14 protein-coding genes, 1 tRNA gene and 1 pseudogene are annotated in these 18,174 nt (G+C 57.8%); 5 read left to right on the forward strand and 11 right to left on the reverse strand.

Annotation, left to right across the window (positions count from 1 at the left end; genetic code table 11):
- Positions 1 to 19: 19 nt before the first annotated feature.
- Positions 20 to 952 (reverse strand): AraC family transcriptional regulator, encoded by a 933-nt coding sequence (locus PspR84_RS13645; protein ID WP_160057662.1) that lies wholly within the window; start codon positions 950 to 952, stop codon positions 20 to 22.
- Positions 953 to 1,182: 230 nt separating this feature from the next.
- Here PspR84_RS13645 and PspR84_RS13650 point away from each other — a divergent pair, with 230 nt between their 5' ends.
- On the forward strand, positions 1,183 to 2,427 hold the full coding sequence (locus tag PspR84_RS13650) for an MFS transporter (protein ID WP_160057663.1): 1,245 nt from the start codon (positions 1,183 to 1,185) through the stop codon (positions 2,425 to 2,427).
- Positions 2,428 to 2,443: 16 nt separating this feature from the next.
- Here the strand turns inward: PspR84_RS13650 and PspR84_RS13655 are convergent.
- Positions 2,444 to 2,894, reverse strand: a pseudogene (locus PspR84_RS13655) (hypothetical protein).
- Between the two features lie 218 nt (positions 2,895 to 3,112).
- Between PspR84_RS13655 and PspR84_RS13660 the strand changes: the two are divergent.
- Positions 3,113 to 3,334: a hypothetical protein gene (locus tag PspR84_RS13660; RefSeq protein WP_095112016.1), complete on the forward strand. Its 222-nt coding sequence runs from the start codon at positions 3,113 to 3,115 to the stop codon at positions 3,332 to 3,334.
- Positions 3,335 to 3,501: 167 nt separating this feature from the next.
- Here PspR84_RS13660 and PspR84_RS13665 read toward each other — a convergent pair whose 3' ends face one another.
- The 5 genes from PspR84_RS13665 to PspR84_RS13685 all read right to left on the reverse strand — a co-directional run bounded on the left by PspR84_RS13665 (position 3,502) and on the right by PspR84_RS13685 (position 11,668).
- Complete coding sequence (locus PspR84_RS13665; RefSeq protein ID WP_160057664.1) at positions 3,502 to 4,008, reverse strand: hypothetical protein; 507 nt, start codon at positions 4,006 to 4,008, stop codon at positions 3,502 to 3,504.
- Between the two features lie 195 nt (positions 4,009 to 4,203).
- On the reverse strand, positions 4,204 to 5,343 hold the full coding sequence (locus PspR84_RS13670) for a PD-(D/E)XK nuclease family protein (protein WP_160057665.1): 1,140 nt from the start codon (positions 5,341 to 5,343) through the stop codon (positions 4,204 to 4,206).
- Positions 5,344 to 5,638: 295 nt separating this feature from the next.
- Entirely contained in the window at positions 5,639 to 10,018 is a 4,380-nt protein-coding gene (locus tag PspR84_RS13675; protein WP_160057666.1) for a response regulator, read from the reverse strand.
- A 41-nt stretch (positions 10,019 to 10,059) separates the two neighbouring features.
- On the reverse strand, positions 10,060 to 11,217 hold the full coding sequence (locus PspR84_RS13680; protein WP_160057667.1) for a two-component system response regulator: 1,158 nt from the start codon (positions 11,215 to 11,217) through the stop codon (positions 10,060 to 10,062).
- Between the two features lie 363 nt (positions 11,218 to 11,580).
- Positions 11,581 to 11,668: transfer RNA gene (locus PspR84_RS13685), tRNA-Ser, on the reverse strand.
- Positions 11,669 to 11,790: 122 nt separating this feature from the next.
- Between PspR84_RS13685 and PspR84_RS13690 the strand changes: the two genes are divergently transcribed.
- Together PspR84_RS13690 and PspR84_RS13695 are read left to right on the forward strand one after the other, a co-directional pair.
- Complete coding sequence (locus PspR84_RS13690) at positions 11,791 to 12,462, forward strand: Bax inhibitor-1/YccA family protein (RefSeq protein WP_007915443.1); 672 nt, start codon at positions 11,791 to 11,793, stop codon at positions 12,460 to 12,462.
- A 402-nt stretch (positions 12,463 to 12,864) separates the two neighbouring features.
- A complete protein-coding gene (locus tag PspR84_RS13695; RefSeq protein ID WP_160057668.1) occupies positions 12,865 to 14,220 on the forward strand; it encodes a hypothetical protein in 1,356 nt (451 codons plus the stop codon).
- 42 nt (positions 14,221 to 14,262) lie between these two features.
- Here PspR84_RS13695 and PspR84_RS13700 read toward each other — a convergent pair whose 3' ends face one another.
- Both PspR84_RS13700 and PspR84_RS13705 read right to left on the reverse strand, forming a co-directional pair.
- A complete protein-coding gene (locus PspR84_RS13700; RefSeq protein ID WP_160057669.1) occupies positions 14,263 to 14,580 on the reverse strand; it encodes a YceK/YidQ family lipoprotein in 318 nt (105 codons plus the stop codon).
- A gap of 57 nt (positions 14,581 to 14,637) precedes the next feature.
- Positions 14,638 to 15,075, reverse strand: a complete 438-nt coding sequence (locus tag PspR84_RS13705) for an Lrp/AsnC family transcriptional regulator (protein WP_064381847.1) — start codon at positions 15,073 to 15,075, stop codon at positions 14,638 to 14,640.
- A gap of 137 nt (positions 15,076 to 15,212) precedes the next feature.
- Between PspR84_RS13705 and PspR84_RS13710 the strand changes: the two genes are divergently transcribed.
- Positions 15,213 to 16,106, forward strand: a complete 894-nt coding sequence (locus PspR84_RS13710; RefSeq protein WP_160057670.1) for a DMT family transporter — start codon at positions 15,213 to 15,215, stop codon at positions 16,104 to 16,106.
- Positions 16,107 to 16,109: 3 nt separating this feature from the next.
- Here PspR84_RS13710 and PspR84_RS13715 read toward each other — a convergent pair whose 3' ends face one another.
- Complete coding sequence (locus PspR84_RS13715) at positions 16,110 to 17,150, reverse strand: FUSC family protein (RefSeq protein ID WP_174244449.1); 1,041 nt, start codon at positions 17,148 to 17,150, stop codon at positions 16,110 to 16,112.
- Between the two features lie 61 nt (positions 17,151 to 17,211).
- Complete coding sequence (locus PspR84_RS13720) at positions 17,212 to 18,171, reverse strand: HlyD family secretion protein (RefSeq protein WP_160057671.1); 960 nt, start codon at positions 18,169 to 18,171, stop codon at positions 17,212 to 17,214.
- Positions 18,172 to 18,174 lie beyond the last annotated feature (3 nt).

Consider the following 18,174-nt stretch of genomic DNA (forward strand, 5'->3'; position numbering starts at 1 on the left):
GCGCATCAGCGTTTTTCGTTCAATTCGCTACTGTACTGAGCGCTTCTGCCTCGAACGGCTGCCCGCGCAACAGGGCAATGTCTCGACTCGGCGCGGTGCCGAACAGGCGGCCATATTCGCGGCTGAACTGCGAAGGGCTTTCATAGCCGACCGCAAACGCCGCCCGCGAAACGTCGAGGCGCTCGACCAGCATCAGCCGCCGCGCTTCGTTGAGCCGCAGCCATTTCTGGTACTGCAGCGGACTCATGCCAGTGAGCTGGCGGAAATGATGGTGAAAGGTCGGCGCGCTCATCTGCACCCGCGCGGCCAGATCGTCGATGCGCAGGGCATCGGTGTAGTTGACCTTGAGCCAGTCAATGGCCTTGGCAATGCGATAACCCTGGCCATCGACGGCAGTGATCTGCCGCAGGCGTGTGCCTTGATCGGTGTGGAGCAACCGATAGTGGATTTCGCGCAGAACCAGCGGCGCCAGCACCGGGATGGCCTCGGGCTCATCGAGCAATGCCAGCAGCCGATCGAGCGCGCCCTCCAGCGCAGACGACAGGCTGCCAATCGCGGCGCCCGTGCCCGTTGCTGGCTGCCGCTTGGCCGGCAAGCCGCTCTTGGTGATGACTTCGGCGAGCATGCTCACATCCAGTTTCAGCACGAGGCCGACACAGGGCTGTTCGGGACTGGCAAGCATCACTTCGGAGTTGGCGGGTAGATCCAGTGAGGTCACCAGAAACCGCGAAGGGTCATAGCTGTAACCCTCGCCACCCACCCACAAGCGCTTTTCGCCGCGACCGACGAGAATCAGGCTCGGTTCGATCATGCACACGGCCGGGGGCGCCGGTTGGTCGCGACGAAACAGCGACAAGCCGGGGATGGCCGTGGCGAAGTCACCCGGTGCGCTCACGCGCGGGTCAATGTTCAGCGCCAACGGTGATTCCTGACGCAGTGGGGTATCGATCATGGCGGGTCACTCCTGTTGACCGAACTCTAATCCGCGCGCGAGACGTTTCCTATCCATCACCCTGCATCCTCAGAGGATCAGGCAAGCATTCAAGAGGAATGCGCTAGGGAAGGGCCGGATTGACCGGGAGAATGTGTCTATCTGTTACAGGGGCAGTGCCCGCAAAGGCGAAAAAAGGCCTGAGCCCCTGCGCATCACACCCACACGTTTTCGCACCACAGGTAGTTCCCATGACGATTCCTTCTACAGATCCTTCTAAAAGAACAGGCGGCTGGAGCGCTGTGCTGGCCATGTCGTTGGCCGCATTCGCTTTGGTAGCTTCAGAATTCATGCCGGTCAGCCTGCTGACGCCGATCGCCGCAGACCTGCACATCACTGAAGGCCAGGCCGGGCAGGGGATTTCCGTGTCCGGTGCCTTTGCCTTGATCACCAGCCTGTTGATTGCCTCGGTCGCTGCTCGCGTCGAACGCAAGAAGCTGCTGCTGGGCCTGACCTTGCTGATGATCGTCTCTGGTACGGTCGTCGCGGTCGCGCCAGGCTACCCGTCATTCATGTTCGGACGTGCGCTGATCGGGATCGCGATCGGCGGTTTCTGGTCATTGTCGGCGGCGACTGCAATGCGTCTGGTGCAGCCTGAACAGGTTTCGCGAGCGCTGGCCATCGTCAATGGCGGTAACGCCCTGGCGACGGTCATCGCCGCTCCGGCGGGGAGCTTTCTCGGCTCGCTGATCGGCTGGCGCGGGGCATTCTTTTGCGTGGTTCCGGTCGCAGTGCTGGCCGCCGTGTGGCTGCTGATGAGTATGCCGTCCTTCAAGGCGGAGCGTCAGGCAGGCAGCGGCAACGTTTTGCGGCTGATGAAGCAATTGCCAGTGGCCTTGGGCATGGTCGCCGTCAGCGTTTTTTTCATGGGCCAGTTCATGCTGTTCACCTACCTGCGGCCCTTTCTTGAAGGCGTAACGGGCGTCAGTGTCTCAACCTTGTCCTTGATGCTGCTGGGGCTGGGACTGGCCGGTTTTATCGGCACCTTTCTGATCGAAAGGTTTATGGGCCGTGGCCTGTACCGCACGTTGACCGTCATCCCGCTGATCATGGCGGCCATCGCGCTGGCGTTGGTCAGCTTCGGCAAATCACCGCTGCTGACCGCCGTATTACTCGGCCTCTGGGGACTCGTCGCCACGGCCGCGCCGGTCGGCTGGTGGACATGGCTGGCGCAGACGCTGCCGGATGATGCGGAAGCCGGAGGCGGTTTGCTCGTCGCCATTGTGCAACTGGCGATCGCCGGAGGCGCAATCATTGGCGGTCTGGCTTTTGACCTGAGCGGATACAAAGCCACATTCGAGCTCAGTGCTGCGGTGTTGATCGCCGCGTCTGTACTTGCCTGGCTGGCGGGTCGCAACGCCACTGAAGTTCATCTTGTTGAGTCGGCAGCTCATTCGAGCGCTGTTTCCGGCGATCCGGAGTCCCGATTTGTCTGATCAAGCAGAAGGCTGATCAATGCGCCACTGACGGTTGGGTCGCGACCGAGACAGTGAAGACCACGACAAACAGCACGACCAATCCCCAGAACATCACCATGACCGTCAGCAGAAAGACCTTAAGGCCTTGATAAAGCCTGCGCAGCCAATGGCCTTCGGGTTTTGCGTCTGCGCGGGTTCTGAGTACTCCTTTCAAATAAAAACCAAGGAGCGCCATCTATCGCCAGCGCAGGCAAGCCGGCTAAGGGGAAAATGCTTTCCCACCGATAGAAAGAGGACCGGCTCAGAAAGACCACATAACAAATCAGACTCCCGTAGGGCAGTGCCCGCCACCATTTACCGGCCAGCGCGCCGACCATCAGGCACATGATCACCATGAACGGGCTGAGGAGAATATGGAGCATCCACTCCAGTACGTTGGGCAAGTAGTCCGGGGAATGAATGCTGCGCCAGAGGTATTCCAACATTGATCGGGTTCCTTCCTTCTAGGGAGTCAGTGCTGCTGCGGTGCTTCCGTGCTGCTCGACGGTATCGGCGTGTTTTTGGGTTACATAAGGGTTGTTGTGTGAATTGGGGGCTTTAGGGGGCGCGGAATACGCCGGTGCATGCCCGGGCGGTGGAGGGATTCCAGTTTTTGCGCTATTGCTATAGGACCGGCATGGAGCCGGGATCAAGGAGTGATCTGATGAATGATTATCGAAAGTTGACCCAAGCGGAACTGTCTGTTGCCCTAAAAATGCCTGAGAGCGAGGTTGCGCTTTATGTCGCCGACAACGAACCCATGGCTGATGGTTCTGGGCACTGGGTGTTCTTTTCTCTGTCTGCGCCCAAAAGCCTTCTCTCTCGCCTAAGGGTTGACGATGGGCACCGGCTGGCACTTGGCAAGTCGTGGACAATTGCGCCCTGACAACACGGTTGCTTCACTTCGGAGCGATCCGGGCCAATACGTTCCGATCGCTTCTCCTTAGTCGAATCACGGGTCAACAGATTGGTGACGGTTGGCGTGTGGCAGCTTTCGGCAAAGAGCGGACAGTCGCCATCTACGAAACCCAGGGCGATTCACTACAAATTAATTTAAGAAGATGTGCGGCACTTTTTGATGTAATTCTCGATAATAATCACAAGCTCTTTATTTCTAGCCAGCTCATGCCGACGGCCCATCCGCTGTAGAAAAATCTGTATGGCGAAAACAGACAGGAATGCAAATGGGATGTAGAAAATATTGGTGATGTAGTTTGCAAGTAGAAGAAATAGAGACCCCATAAAAACGAAGGTGGCGGTGAGCGTCGTCGAGTTATCAATCTGAGATGATAGTCTCTCGTTGTGAATTTTTAAAAAGTGAACAACCTCCTCCCATTGAGGTGCGCTGATTTTTTTATTTCTCAATTTGGGAATAGCATCAATTTCCAGTTCGAACGCCCTGTAAAACTCCATCTCCTGATCAAAGTACTCCTCCGCTCTTGGGGCGTCCGACACCTTGATGAAATCAAGCCATTTTGGGTTTTTCGGCCAAGTCTCTGCGATAAACTCTGCGCGCTTTGTGCCATATCGCGTGATGATGTCTTCAAATATGGTTTTCATTAGTGCTTGTATCTCATAATTGAAAAGCTAAAAGGGGACGCGCATTAGTAACCGTTTCTGGCCGAATTCCGCCCATCGTGACAGGCAGAGGGTGGCCAAAAGCAGACGTTCGGAAAGCGGAGAAGAAAAGGAGAAAAGGGGGCTGATTTATTTTCTGAGAAATAAATCAGTCCCCTTTTTGCGCCTTTTTGTTCGTCAGGCGAACTGCTGGTGAGCGCGCTGCCACAGCTCGTGAGCGTCATCGATCAGGTTGACGGCAATCGAATCCCTTGTTTCCGGATCTCGGAGAAGGGCCAGGTCCTCGTTGGAAGGGGCATGTAGGTTCACATTAAACGTAGAGTACTTCCAAAACATTTTTCCCGAATTCCGAGTATTGGGTGCGATTTCTCGACTCAGCGCCAAAAGTTGCTCACGATCTTCCGGGAACTGCTCACCGTCACAGTAGTAGCCAACGTAAAGGCGGTGGTCGAGTTCGATGTACACGCCACCATTCATAAATGTGAAGGGGAAAGTGAGGCCAATGTATTTGCTGTTTTTGGCCTTTTTGTAATAGGCGGAAATAGCCTCCTTCGTGGCCGAATTTTCGGGCTTGCCGAGTTGCGGATAATGGCTCCCTTGGTAAGCCGTCATGCGCTCCCAAATATCGAGTTGCAGATCGACCAGTACGGATTTGAATGCGTGGTTGATGTCGGCGATCACGAAGAGATTCTCGCCAAGCAGGATCTGTTCTTTTAGCTTGCTCATATAGATCTCACCCTGGTCACTGGATGTCAGCTTTTGGAGTAGTTCGATGTATTGGAAAACGCTTTCCCGCACGCCGGGCTCGCGGGCAACCAGTGGGATGCAGTCTTTCAACCAAGCGATGATCTCAGCTTCATAGCTGAGAAGAACTACAGGCAGCGACTTGCGACTCTGTTCACTGGGCTCGGAACCATCCAGGGTGAGATACGTGGTCCAAATCTCGCCATAGCCTTCCGCTTGCATTCGCTGGTGGTAGCGCCAGAGCTGCTCGTCCTGATCGCCAGCGTAGATCTTGTTCTCGATGATCACTGCCTGCTTGGACTGGTTGCGGACCAAGATGTCGATGTTCTGGTACTCGACTTCGACAATCGCATTCTCTGAGTCGAAGTTCTGGATGCCCAGTCGCTTCAATAAGAGATTCAGCAGCGCTGTTCCTTTATTGTGGGTTGCCTTTGGGTCGAGCAAAAAGGCGAGGTAGCGCGAGTGAAGCCGAACCTCGTCACTCGCGCTGCGGAGTACGGAGAAGAGGTTGAAGTCTGCAGGGCGCTGATACCTCGCGCGCAGCAGAGCCACAGTTTGCAAAAAATCGTCCATGAGAGAGTGTTCCTGATTAAGGCCAAGTTGCGGCGCGTAGTATCAGGCAAATCAGGTCTCTTATGTAATGGCTATTTGATGCTGTCGGCATCATGCAAGTCTTGATTTAGAGATGTGTCGACCGTTCGAACCTTGCTAATGAAGCGTTTTACGAGTCAGCATCACCTGAGTAATCCGGAATCGCTGTAAGCAGCTTCTGCTTTTGTAGGCACGCGATGGCCGCTTCTGGACAAAAACGATCGTTCGACAGCAGCAGCTATCGGCCAAAAAAGCTCAGCTACAGTCCTTCCTCAAATCACCCATCCTGCAAAAGCTTCAAAGCCCGATCGAAATCGAACCGTTCCACCTGTACCGCGACCAGAGCCAGGCGCTCTTCTAACGCCCGACCAAGTCGCATGTTGCGCAGTCCCGCGAGCGCATCCAAAGCCGCCGTGTCACCTTCGTCCAAAAGACCCACGAGTCTGTTCAGTTGCTCGTTGATTGCCGAGTCGTTCAGCAGGTCGTCACCTGTGCTGGCCGGTGTGTCTGTCTTGAGGTCGGCCAGTGCGACCAGAATCGGATGCAGGCAATATTCGACTTGCTTCGCCAGCGCTTGTACCTGCGCGTCAGGCTCGCCGTCATGGCAGGCCTGTTCCAGTAAAGCACTGGCTTGCGCCAAGGCCTTGGCGCCGATGTTGCCGGCGGTGCCGCGCAAACTGTGCGCCAGTCGTTCAGCGGCGCCAGCATCCGGATCGATCCGTGCGGTGTGGAACTGCTCGATAAAGCCTGTCTGGGTGTCGCGAAACTTGCAGAGCAGGCGCAAGTAGAGATCCCGCCGCCCCATGCAGGTGGCGAGACCCGCCGCGAGGTCGATGCCCTCAAGACGCTCTGGCAAGCCATCGGCGAACCCTGCGTTCAGCGATGCTTGAGCGGTTTGTGGCTTGATCCATTTTGCCAGGGTGGCGAACATCGCTTCGACATTGAGTGGCTTGGAGATATGGTCGTTCATGCCGCATTCGAGGGCGCGCTCGCGGTCACCGTCCATCGCGTTGGCGGTCATGGCGATCACTGGCAAAGTGTTGAAGCGCGGTTGTTGGCGAATTTGTCGGGTTGCCGTGTAGCCATCCATCACCGGCATCTGGCAATCCATCAACACGCCATCGAAGTCGCCATCCTCGGCGAGGATGTCCAGCGCCTCCTGACCGTGTGTGGCGAGTCGCAGGCGTATCCCGACACTTTCCAGCAGCTCGCTGGCCAGTTCCTGATTGAGATCGTTGTCTTCGACCAGAAGCAGCCGCGCGCCATTGAGGCTGGCGACGGTGTTGGCATTGTGCTGGGAGCGTTCGCCCGTTCGCGTGTCACTCAGTGTTTCTCGGCCCAGCACCACGCCGATGGCTTCGAGCAGCGAGGACGGCGTGACGGGCTTGGTCAGCACCACCGGCAACTGGATGCCTTGACGCTCGGCTTCTTCGCGGGCTTCTTCGCGTCCAAATGCGGTGATCATGATCACCGATGGCGTGCGCATCAGGCTGGCGGAATGCATTTTGCTCACGGCTTCCATGCCATCCATGCCGGGCATCCGCCAGTCCATCAAGACCAGATTGTAAGGCAGTGCCTTGTGCTCGGCGTCGGCCAACATGCGCAGGGCCAGACTACCGCTCTGCGCGACATCCACTTCCAGGCCAAAGCTGCGCGCCATGCCCGAGAGAATTTCACGCGCACTGGCATTGTCATCCACGACCAGTACCCGCATCCCCAGTAGCTCGCCGGCTTTGAACATACGGCGCGGTTGCGCGCCTTGCTGCACGCCGAGTTGCACCTGGAAATGGAATGTCGAGCCGACTCCAGGTTGGCTTTCCACCCAGATTCGGCCGGCCATCAGCTCCACCAGCTTCTTCGAGATGGACAAGCCGAGCCCGGTGCCGCCGTACTTGCGAGTGATCGAACTGTCAGCCTGACTGAACGACTCGAACAGGCGTGAACACTGCTCGGCAGTCATGCCGATGCCCGTGTCGCGCACCCAGAAGTGCAGTTGCACGTGTTCGTTGTCTGAACCCACTTCTTCCACGCCGACCACGATGTCACCGTGCTCGGTGAACTTGGCCGCGTTGTTGCCCAGATTGATCAGCACTTGCCCCAGCCGCAGGGGATCGCCGAGCAGGGCCGTGGGCAGGTCAGGCGGGATCTGGAACAACAACTCCAGACCCTTGTCCTCGGTCTTCAGACCAATCATGGCGGCAAAGCTGTCGAGCACGTCCTCCAGGCGAAATGGCGCCTGTTCGAGGCTCATCCTGCCGGCCTCGATCTTGGAAAAATCGAGAATGTCGTTGATGATTCCCAGCAGGTTCTCCGCCGAGCGATGCACCTTTTCTATGTAGTTGCGCTGGCGATTATCCAGCTGGGTACGCAGCGCCAGGTGGCTCATGCCGATGATGGCGTTCATCGGCGTGCGGATCTCATGGCTCATGTTGGCAAGGAACTCGCTCTTTGCCTGAGTGGCCTCTTCGGCCGCTGCTCTTGCTTCTGCCAGCGCTGTCACGTCGATGTTGATGCCGGTTGCGCGCAATGGTTTGCCGTCCGGTGTGCGTGAGAAACGGTTGAGCGAGCGGAACGTGCGTATCTGCCCGTCATTTTTGCGCACGATGCGAAAGTCGAATTCGACGCGATCATCGCCACTCTGCACGGCGCTCTCGAAGGTGCTGCGGACCCGCGCCACATCCTCGGGATGCACCAGCGCCTGCCAGTGCTGCAGCGTTCCGCCGAAGGCGCCTGGTTCAAGACCAAACAGGGTTTCGAGCTGGGGCGTCCAATAGTTTGTGCCGCTGATAAGATCCACATCGAACAGACCGATGTCGCCAGCCTCTTGCGCCAGGTTCAGGCGATCGCTGGCAGTGCGCAGTCTGGCTTCCATCGCCCGGCGTTCACTCACGTCGCGCACCGAGGCACAGACGCAGACGCCACGACCCTCCAGGCGGGGCAGGTGGGACAGGCCAATTTCCACGGAGAACAGGCTGCCGTCTTTGCGCACGCCGCTCAGATCCTCCAGGTCGCCACCCATCTGCCGGGTGCCGCCGCTGGCAATGAACCCGTCGCGCAATTTGACATGGCGCTCGCGCGCAGCCTGCGGCACCAGACGCTCGATGCTGGCGCCAATCAACTCGCCGGGGGCATAACCAAACAGGCTGTCCATTTGCGGGTTGGTCATCAGAATGCGACCGTCAGCCCCCAGCACCAGCATACCGTCCGGTGCTGCCTCGATGATGCCGCGATACCAGGCCTCGGTGGCGCGCAATGCTGCCTGCTGGGCCTCCAGTTCGCTGGCCTGATGTTCCAGTTGCAAGGTCTGCGCGCCCATTTCGTCCGCCTGACGGCGAGTCTCCAGCAGCAGCGCCTGGGCTGCTTCACTGCGTTCCATGATGGCCATGGCACCGGCCAGCCTGGGCAGCACTTCTTGCAAGAGCAGCGCTTCGTTCTCTTCCAGTTGGCGAAAACCGGCCATTTCCACCACCCCGAGCAGGCGTTCGCCACGCAGCACGGGTTGAACCATCAGGACGCTGGCGGGGGCTGCGCCCAACTGCGTGCGTACATGCCAAAACGCTTTGGGCAGATTCTGCAGGTGGCGAGGTTGACGATCCAGTGCGCACTGGCCAAGCAAGCCGTCACCGAGCTCAAGTTCAACGGGCAGAGGATGCTCATTGTCCACCGCGTAACCGCCAACCAGTCGAAGGCGCGAGGCGCCTTCATAGAGGACGTAAAGCGCCCCTTGGCACATGCCCAGTTGCGGCGCGATTTGGCTAAAAAAAGCCTGGGCCAACTGCTGCGGCGTTTCCGCCTGTTGCAGAGCCACTTGCAGTAGTGAAGTGTGGTTTTTAACCCAGCGCTGGCGCTCAAGCTGACAAGCCTCCACCTGCAACTTGGCGATGGCACGGGCGAGGTCACCGGTTTCGTTGCGAAGGTCGGTGTGGGGGATTTGCCCGTCCAGCTTGCCGGACGCCAATTCGTCCACCGCCACGCGGACACGATTGAGCGGCACGCGAATGGAATAACTGACTAGCCAGGTCAACAGCAACGCCAGCGTCGACCCGCCCAGCAGCAACACATACGTGATCGTGGTACTGCGCTGCGCATATTCGGCCAGATTCTTCGCCGTATCGTGGATGTCGGCTTGCTTGTTGTTCTCTATCTGCGTGAGCAGCCCGTCGCTGCCCTGTTCCAGCGCGAGAAAATCCTTACTGTTGAGCAACATCCAGGCTTGACCCAGCGAGCCCTTGCCGGCGAATTCCAAGGCGTCATCGCCGTCTTTTTGCAGACGCCGCAAGAGCATTTCGAATTCCAGCAGACTGCTGAGACTGCTCTGTCGCCGCAGCGTCGGGCGCACCTGTTCCAGGGCTTCGTGGAGTCGTTCCTGGGCAACATTCATCTGCGCTCTGGCGCTGATGCGGATGTCCGCGTTGTTGGTCGAGATCGCACGTTGCATGGCCAGCAAAAGATGCGGCAACTGCACCCGGACTTCCTGCACATGCTGGATACCCACCAGATCCTGCTGGTACAACTGCTGCATTTCGTTCCTGAGCGAATACTGGGCACGCAGGCTTTGCACCCCCAGTATCAGAACCAATATCAGCAACGCGGCGAAGCCGATGATCAATTTACTGCGCAGGGACAGGCGCTCGAGCATCTCGAACAGTCTGTTCATAAAGGGCCTCGTTCAACAGGGGGCAGAGTGCTACACAGGGTTCAGGGTTGGTCAGCGATCTGTTCAAGCAAGGCCAGTTGTCTGGCCATGTCCTGGTCACTGTCGGCGAACTGCACGGCAATGTTCTGGAACTGCCCGGCATTGGCCAGAAATGCATCGCAGATGTCCGGGTCGAAATGTTTGCCTCGGCCTTCGCGGATTATTTCCACTGCTTGCTCATGGGGCATGCCGGGCTTGTATACGCGGCGGCTGATCAGCGCATCGTAGACATCCGCCACAGCCATCAAACGCGCGCTGATCGGAATATCGTCGGTGGCCAGCCCTTGCGGATAGCCACTGCCATCCCATTTTTCTTGATGGCCGTAGGCGATTTCCTTGGCCAGGCGAAGGAAGTCGACGTCGATTCCCAACTGGTCCTCGGCGTGCTGGATGGCGTCGCGTCCCAAGGTCGTGTGGGTCTTCATGATCTCGAACTCTTCCGGAGTGAGACGTCCGGGCTTGAGCAGGATGCGATCAGGAATGCCGATCTTGCCGATATCGTGCAGCGGTGCGGATTTGAATAGCAGCTTGATGGTTTCCTCGTCGAGGAAGTGACGGAAGCGCGGGTGCTCGCGCAGCCGTTCGGCCAGCAACTTTATGTAGTGCTGGGTGCGGCGAATGTGGTTGCCGGTTTCGTTGTCGCGGGTTTCGGCCAGCGAGGCCATGGCGTGGATGGTGACATCCTGGATGGCAATCACTTCGCGGGTACGGCGTTGCACTTCCTGTTCCAGAAAATCGTTTTGATTGCGCAGAAAGTCGGCGACGGCCTTGAGCTTGACCTGAGTCTCCACTCTGGCCATGAGCACCGGAGGAATGATCGGCTTGGTGATGTAGTCGGCGGCGCCGAGGCTCAAGCCGCGAATCTCGTCCTCTGTGGCCGTCATGGAGGTCAGGAAAATGATCGGTATGTGAGCGAGGCGGGCGTCATGCTGGAGCCGTTCGGCAACGTCGTAACCAGACAGGCCCGGCATCATGATGTCCAGCAGAATCAGATCGGGGAGCGGGTCGGCCTGCAGAAGGCGCAAGGCTTTTTCACCGCTGTTGGCGGCCTTGACCCGGTATTTGTCCTTGAGTAACTCGGCGATCAGCATCAGGTTGTCGGGGGTATCGTCGACCACCAGAACGGTTGCTGATGGATAAACGCCCTGCATGCTATCCATGGATGTTGGCTCCCTTGACTGATAAGCAGTAGGCGTACTTTCGCCAGACTCTTGTCGGCAAGCGTAGCTAGAAAAGCTGCAATCGCTAGGTCGAAGCAGGGAGGTTGGTTCGATGAGGCTTTTGATTAAATGTCAGCGTAACCGGCGGCTTCAACATCTTGCTGATGCAGTAACGCGTGCAGCTTGCCGAGGTAGCGATCTGGCTACAGCACTTCGACGAGATGCAGGATTTTGGATTGGTGACGGTCGGCAGGACGGCAGAGAAGGTCAGAAAGTTTTGTAGTTTTTCAATCAGCGCGGCAGAAATCTCAAACCCCAGAAACGACAAAGCCCTGAATAATCAGGGCTTTGTCGTACTTAAGATGGCGGAGGCGATGGGATTCGAACTCATGGACCTGTTACAGTCGACGGTTTTCAAGACCGTTGCCTTAAACCACTCGGCCACACCTCCGTTGCGTTGCGGGCGCCATAATACCTGAATGAAACACACTGTCAAACTCTCTGCATGGCTTGTTACAGAGCGTCTGTTATGATCTTTGCGACTGAACGTTTCAAACCAACAGGAGTGTCGCCATGCGCGAACAGGATTACGCAGTTAATAACAGCGTGCAGGCTGAGCAGCTAGAGGTTAGCCGCGTCCTGCGCAACACTTACGGCCTACTGGCTCTGACTCTCGCATTCAGCGGCGTCATGGCTTTCGTTGCCCAGCAGATGCGTGTTGGCTACCCGAACATTTTCGTGGTGCTGATCGGCTTCTACGGGCTGTTCTTCCTCACCAACAAACTCCGTGATTCCGCGTGGGGCCTGGTGTCCGCTTTTGCGCTGACCGGTTTCATGGGTTTCCTGCTCGGCCCGATCCTCAACCGTTACCTGGGTATGCAGGGCGGCGCTGAAGTGGTCAGCTCGGCGTTCGCGATGACCGCGCTGGTGTTCGGTGGTCTGTCGGCCTACGTGCTGATCACCCGTAAGGACATGAGCTTCCTCGGTGGTTTCATCACCGCTGGTTTCTTCGTGTTGCTGGGTGCAACGCTGGCGAGCTTCTTCTTCCAGGTCAGCGGTCTGCAACTGGCGATCAGCGCAGGTTTCGTGCTGTTCTCGTCGGTGTGCATCCTGTTCCAGACCAGCGCCATCATCCACGGCGGTGAGCGCAACTACATCATGGCGACCATCAGCCTGTATGTATCGATCTACAACCTGTTCATCAGCTTGTTGCAGATCTTCGGCATCATGAGCCGCGACGACTGATCGTTAGTCGTTTCAACAAAAAACCCGCTTCGGCGGGTTTTTTGTTGCTCGCCGAAAAGCGTAGTGGCCTTTTACCTATAAAATGATCTGAAAATAGTGGCGTCTTTTTGGAAATCACCTACACCTAATTACCAAGGAAGAGCAGTAGCCTGATCGACAGGAGTCGGTAACCAGCCCCCTCGTGTAATTCCTGCGTCCCTCGCATTCACTTCCCTCGCTGTTGATCGCCAGGCCTTTCGGTCGAGAGCGACTGTATTCGTTCGTCCAGTGAAAACCGGGAGGTGAACCACGCCAAATGCCATGCACCGTGACCGTATCCCGGCGAACGACCGGGACCCTGATACCAGAAAAATAATGGAGGCCCTGCCATTGCGGGCGTTGTCCCAATCAAGGAGATCATCGATGAACCAGCCCCAAGGAAAACTGGCTGTACTGGCCGTCACCACCGCGCTGTTCAGCGCGTCAACCTTCGCCGGCGTCTATCCTGACTTCGGCTATCAGCCACCTTCCAGCCAATACTCTGGCCCATTGTTCGAGTTGAGCCAGAGTTACCCGGCAACCGCGCCGCAAGTACCGCTACCCGGTTTTTTCAAGAATCTACCAACCAAGCCAGATAACAATTTTGAGACTTGGCGTGCGTACATGGAGGAAGTCAAAACCTATTGCCTCGAAGGCAACGTCGAGGCTGATTGGTACGTGCAGAACAATAAAAAACGTCAGTGGTATCACATGCCGTGGCAGCACTACGGCCCGCTGGGACGCGAAGGAATTCACGGCCTGACCAAAGAGGCGCAGATCCAGGTCAAGCAACTCGCCGCCACGCAGACCTCCACCGGCCAGACTTACGCGGTGGGCATCTATAATGACATCGGTGCCTATACCATCGGAGAGGTCTGGAAAGACCCGAACAACCCTGATCCGAAGTACACATCGGCACCCAACAGCTTCCCCGACGGCACCGTAGTCTGCAAAGCCCTGTTCGCCGATATCGATCGCAGCACCGTGCCGTTCCTGGTGAATCCGGTGTTGTGGAAGGGCTACATCACCGAAACGTTCACGTCGGCCAATCGCAAGGTCAAAGATGTCGCATTGATTCAGATGGACATCGCCGTGCGCGATCAGCGCATGAGCGCCACGGGCTGGATCTTCGGCACCTTTCAGTACAACGGCGCGAAAACCGGCAAGCCGGGCTGGGACAACCTCGTCCCGGTTGGGATCATGTGGGGCAACGATCCGGAAGAAACCGGCAACGACTTCACCAACCCGCAACCAACGCAGACCAAGATCAATCCCGCGTTGCAACAGACCGCGATCAACGCCAAGACCCAGGAGTTGCCACCCACCCATCTGGGCTGGAACGGTCGCCTCAATGGTCCGGTGGACAACCCCAACAGTTCCTGCCTGAGCTGCCATGCAACCGCCGAAACGCCGCAAGTGGCGATCATGAATCCAACGTTCCAGGCCAATGCGCCGAAGCCGGGTTCGCCTGAATGGATGAAGTGGTTCCAGAACATTCCGGCCGGCCATGCTTTCACGCCGGGCACTCAAAGCACTGACTACAGCCTGCAGTTGTCCGGCGGTCTGGTGAATTACTTCAAGTGGAAATGCAACATGAGCGGCATCTACGCCGACGGCAAGAACGCGTGCAGCAAAGCGTCGGATATGAAACTGAAAATGCTCAATTCCACCAACAACGCCACGCCGCAGCCATTGCAGAAAGTCATGCGTGACCCGAGCCTGCAGCAACTGCTGGAGTAAGCAGCGAAAAGCCTGCGCACGTTTCGGCGTGCGCAGGCTTTTTCAGTTGATCACGATGCTGCCGTCAGTCTGCTGTTTGTAAATGGTGTAAGGCAACAACAACGTGTCGAGCACCCCGGACGCCACAGCATCAATCGCCCAACCGGGCAGGGCGGCGTTGTACTTGTTACCTTCGTCTATCGGCGCATGCAGGCTACAAAAGTCATACATCACACCGCTGTAGATCCTCGGCACCGCCCCGCAATAGGATTTGTTCGATCTCAAATCGTCCACGGCGACCTGGTCGTCGCGCATGACCGTTTGCACTGTCCCGCAACCACTTAACATTAATGCGCTCAGCATCATTGCCTGAACTTTCATACCGCCAATCCTTCGCCGGAAAAACCTCAATCTACGCTGAACGTGCAGCAAATGCACTTAGGCCATCGGTGGCAAGCGGCGCTTGACCGGGGTCTTCTTGACGATTGCAGTGTTGGTTTCGGCCAAGGTATTGAGGCGGTCGAGCAGGGTGTCGAGCTGTTCCATCGAGCGCACATGCAGGCGCGCGATAAAGCAGTCTTCGCCCGTCACCTTGTCGCACTCGGTGAATTCGGGAATCGACAGGATCTGCCGTTCGACTTCCTGTAACTGCCCCGGCAGCGGACGCACCCGGACGATGGCCTGCAATTGATAACCAAAACACTTCGGATCGATCTCGACGGTGTAGCCCTTGAGCACACCGCGTTCTTCCAACCGCCGCAAGCGTTCAGCCACGCTCGGCGACGACAATCCGCTGATTTGCGCCAAGGCTTTGAGCGAGCGCCGCGAATCCTCCATCAATGCGCCGATGAGGATCTGATCAATATCGTCAGTCATGAAAAACTCCAGCATTAGGCAATTGGTGAAAACCACCCACGATAAAAAAGGCAGATACCGAGTTTAGCCTGCTTTTTGCGCTGGAGCGCCTGCGGGTTTGCTTGGCATACTTTTGTCACAAAGACAGGAGATTGAAGATGGACAATACAATCCGTCGCGGCTCATTTGAAATGACCGCTGCCATGCTGATTTCCGGGACGATCGGCTGGTTCGTGCTGGTCTCCGGGCAACCGGTGCTCGACGTGGTGTTCTGGCGCTGCGTGTTCGGTGCCGGCACCTTGTTGTTGATCTGTGCCGCTTTCGGCTTTTTGCGCCCAGGCATTCTGACCCGCACCACATTTTTGCTCGCAGTGCTCAGCGGGATGGCGATTGTCGGTAACTGGGTGCTGTTGTTTGCTTCGTATTCCCGCGCTTCGATCGCCATCGGCACAGCGGTGTACAACGTCCAGCCGTTCATGCTGGTCGGTTTGGCAGCGCTGTTTCTGGGCGAAAAAATCACTTTGCAGAAGCTGTTCTGGCTGGCGATTTCGTTCATGGGCATGCTGGCAATCGTCAGTGCCCACGGCACTCAGGGCGAGAGCGGCAACGACTATCTGATGGGCATTGCATTGGCGTTGGGTGCGGCGTTTCTCTATGCCATTGCCGCGCTGATCATCAAACGCCTGACCGGCACGCCACCGCATCTGATTGCATTGATTCAAGTCTGCACCGGGATTTTGTTGCTGGCGCCGTTTGCGCATTTCAGCGCATTGCCGCAAGCGCCGAGTGCCTGGGCCAGTCTGGTCACATTGGGCATCGTCCACACCGGTGTGATGTATGTGCTGCTGTACGGCGCGATCCAGAAGTTGCCGACCGCGTTGACCGGCGCACTGTCGTTCATCTACCCGATTGCGGCGATCTTCGTTGACTGGTTTGCGTTCGGCCATCGCCTGGAAATCCTGCAATGGATCGGTGTCGCGGCGATCCTGCTGGCCGCTGCCGGCATGCAGCAGGGCTGGGGCCTGAAGAGCCGGCGACTGGCCGCGCAGTAACCCTCAGATGTTCCAGTGCGCTGCGGTTTTCGCCAAGCGCTGGCGCATCTCGCCGATATTCGACGCCAGTTGCCGGGTCAACAGTCGGTAGCCATCCAGCGCGCTGTAAACCGGCGCATCGAGGTTGGCTTCCGGCAACTCGAGCGGCTTGTCCAGGCGTTGCGAAGCGCCGGTTTTCAGCGCCCGGGCCATACCGATCAGTTGCACGCGAATCTGCCGGTGCTCGGCCTTCAGCGCTGATTGCAGATGCGCCATGGCTTCTGGATCGTTGGCATCCGGTCGGATGTTGCCGAGGATCTCCAGCGTGCTGATGCACATGCGCAGATTGCGCTGGATCGCGTCGAGTTCGGTCATGGATATCTTCACTTCCTTGGACACCGACGGCATCAGCGAGCGCAACTGCACCATTACCGCGCCGAGTCGTCCCATCAACTTCAAATGCTCGTCGGCGCTTACCGGCTGTCCGCCGATGATCCGCCCATACACCGTGGCGCAATCGCGCAAAGCATCGGCGAGGTTGTAGCGCCACGAATACACCGCGTAGAGCGGCAGGGCGAAAGAGAAGGCCAGAGCGAGGGCGATGCCGATGAGGATGTCGACGCCGCGCCACAAACCATCGGTGATCGGGTTGTCGCCATGCCCGGCGACAATGAACACGGTGATCGCCGAGAGCAGGGCGGTATAACCACCCTTGCCAATGGCGTGATAAGAGAAGAAACCGCAGACCACCGCCATCGCAAAATACGTCAGCCACGGCATGCCGAGCCACGCCTGCTGCGCCACCAGCAGCAAGCCGACGCCAGCACCGATCAAGGTGCCGGTGGCGCGTTCGGCGGCTTTTTTACCGATGTTGCCGTGGTGCTGCAAACCACCGATCACCACCAGCATGGTCACTGATGCCCATTCGCCGTGGGGCAGGTTGATGCCGGTGGTCAGCAGGATCGTTGCCAGCAACCCGAGGGCCACGCGCACCGCATGAATCAGCCGCGCGTGCCGGTAACGTCGATAAGGATCAAGCAACGGACGCAAGACACGGCGCAGCAAGGGCGGAAGTCGATGGGTGCTGTAAGTACTCAGTGCGGGCCTCTCGTGATTGGGCTTCGGGTCAATGGAAAGGGAAAATGTAATTCATCCATGCTGCCATACGCAGGAGGATTTTGCGCATCGTGCCAATGTGGTGGAAGTGCTGACTGTACAACGCGGCCTGCCCGTAAGCACCGCCCGGCATCAGCTTGCTGTACTGGGCGAATTCCGGATCGGTAATTTCGATGATCACCGGCACACGCCCGGCCGGCGGCGAACCGGTATAGCCGATCAAAGTGCCGGACGGTTGCACCTGACCTTCGGCAATCACCCCGATGACGTTTTTCACCCGGCCGGCGAACACCTTGCCGGGAATGCCGTCGAACGCGACTTCCGCCTCATCACCGACGGTCAGGCGCAGCAGGCTGTTCTGGCGCATCCACGCAGCAAAATATTGGCCTTCCTCGGGAATGAACACCATCGACGGGCGCAACGGCAACTTGCTCGCCATCATCCCCGGCCGCAGCGAAACATGGGTGACGAAGCCTTTGCTTGGCGCGCGAACGGTGGTGTTGTCCAGCTCGAACTGGGCGTTGTCGAGTTGCGCCTGCAGATCATCGGTGCGGGCGATGGCCGCATCCAGTTCGCGTTGGGTGCCGAAATTACGGCGGATCAGTTCGGTGATGCGATAACGATCACCCTTGGCGGCGATCAATTGCGCCTTGAGCGATTTCACCCGGTTTTGAAACGGTGTGGGGTCGATGCGAAACAGCACGTCGCCTTTTTCCAGCGGCTCGTTCCCCTTCACCGGCACGTCGATTACCTGGCCACTGACGATGGGAATCACCGGCACGGAAACGAAGTAAGTGCGCGCCACCTCGGAGTAGGGATGGTTGTAGTTCATGGTGAAAATCAGGGCGCCGATCATCAGGATGCCGCCCAGTACGGCGGTGGGCACCGTCCATTTGTTCAGCGGGATACGGAAGATCTTGAACACTGCGACGCAGATCGCGGCGTAAGTCAGGACAAGGAGCAGATCCATGGT

Source organism: Pseudomonas sp. R84 (assembly GCF_009834515.1).
Taxonomy (GTDB): Bacteria; Pseudomonadota; Gammaproteobacteria; order Pseudomonadales; family Pseudomonadaceae; genus Aquipseudomonas.

Bases quoted from the DNA above. Each gene is read 5' to 3' on its own strand.
- PspR84_RS13645 (WP_160057662.1), bottom strand. From the start codon at position 952: ATGATCGATACCCCACTGCGTCAGGAATCACCGTTGGCGCTGAACATT.
- PspR84_RS13650 (WP_160057663.1), top strand. From the start codon at position 1,183: ATGACGATTCCTTCTACAGATCCTTCTAAAAGAACAGGCGGCTGGAGC.
- PspR84_RS13660 (WP_095112016.1), top strand. From the start codon at position 3,113: ATGAATGATTATCGAAAGTTGACCCAAGCGGAACTGTCTGTTGCCCTA.
- PspR84_RS13665 (WP_160057664.1), bottom strand. From the start codon at position 4,008: ATGAAAACCATATTTGAAGACATCATCACGCGATATGGCACAAAGCGC.
- PspR84_RS13670 (WP_160057665.1), bottom strand. From the start codon at position 5,343: ATGGACGATTTTTTGCAAACTGTGGCTCTGCTGCGCGCGAGGTATCAG.
- PspR84_RS13675 (WP_160057666.1), bottom strand. From the start codon at position 10,018: ATGAACAGACTGTTCGAGATGCTCGAGCGCCTGTCCCTGCGCAGTAAA.
- PspR84_RS13680 (WP_160057667.1), bottom strand. From the start codon at position 11,217: ATGGATAGCATGCAGGGCGTTTATCCATCAGCAACCGTTCTGGTGGTC.
- PspR84_RS13690 (WP_007915443.1), top strand. From the start codon at position 11,791: ATGCGCGAACAGGATTACGCAGTTAATAACAGCGTGCAGGCTGAGCAG.
- PspR84_RS13695 (WP_160057668.1), top strand. From the start codon at position 12,865: ATGAACCAGCCCCAAGGAAAACTGGCTGTACTGGCCGTCACCACCGCG.
- PspR84_RS13700 (WP_160057669.1), bottom strand. From the start codon at position 14,580: ATGAAAGTTCAGGCAATGATGCTGAGCGCATTAATGTTAAGTGGTTGC.
- PspR84_RS13705 (WP_064381847.1), bottom strand. From the start codon at position 15,075: ATGACTGACGATATTGATCAGATCCTCATCGGCGCATTGATGGAGGAT.
- PspR84_RS13710 (WP_160057670.1), top strand. From the start codon at position 15,213: ATGGACAATACAATCCGTCGCGGCTCATTTGAAATGACCGCTGCCATG.
- PspR84_RS13720 (WP_160057671.1), bottom strand. From the start codon at position 18,171: ATGGATCTGCTCCTTGTCCTGACTTACGCCGCGATCTGCGTCGCAGTG.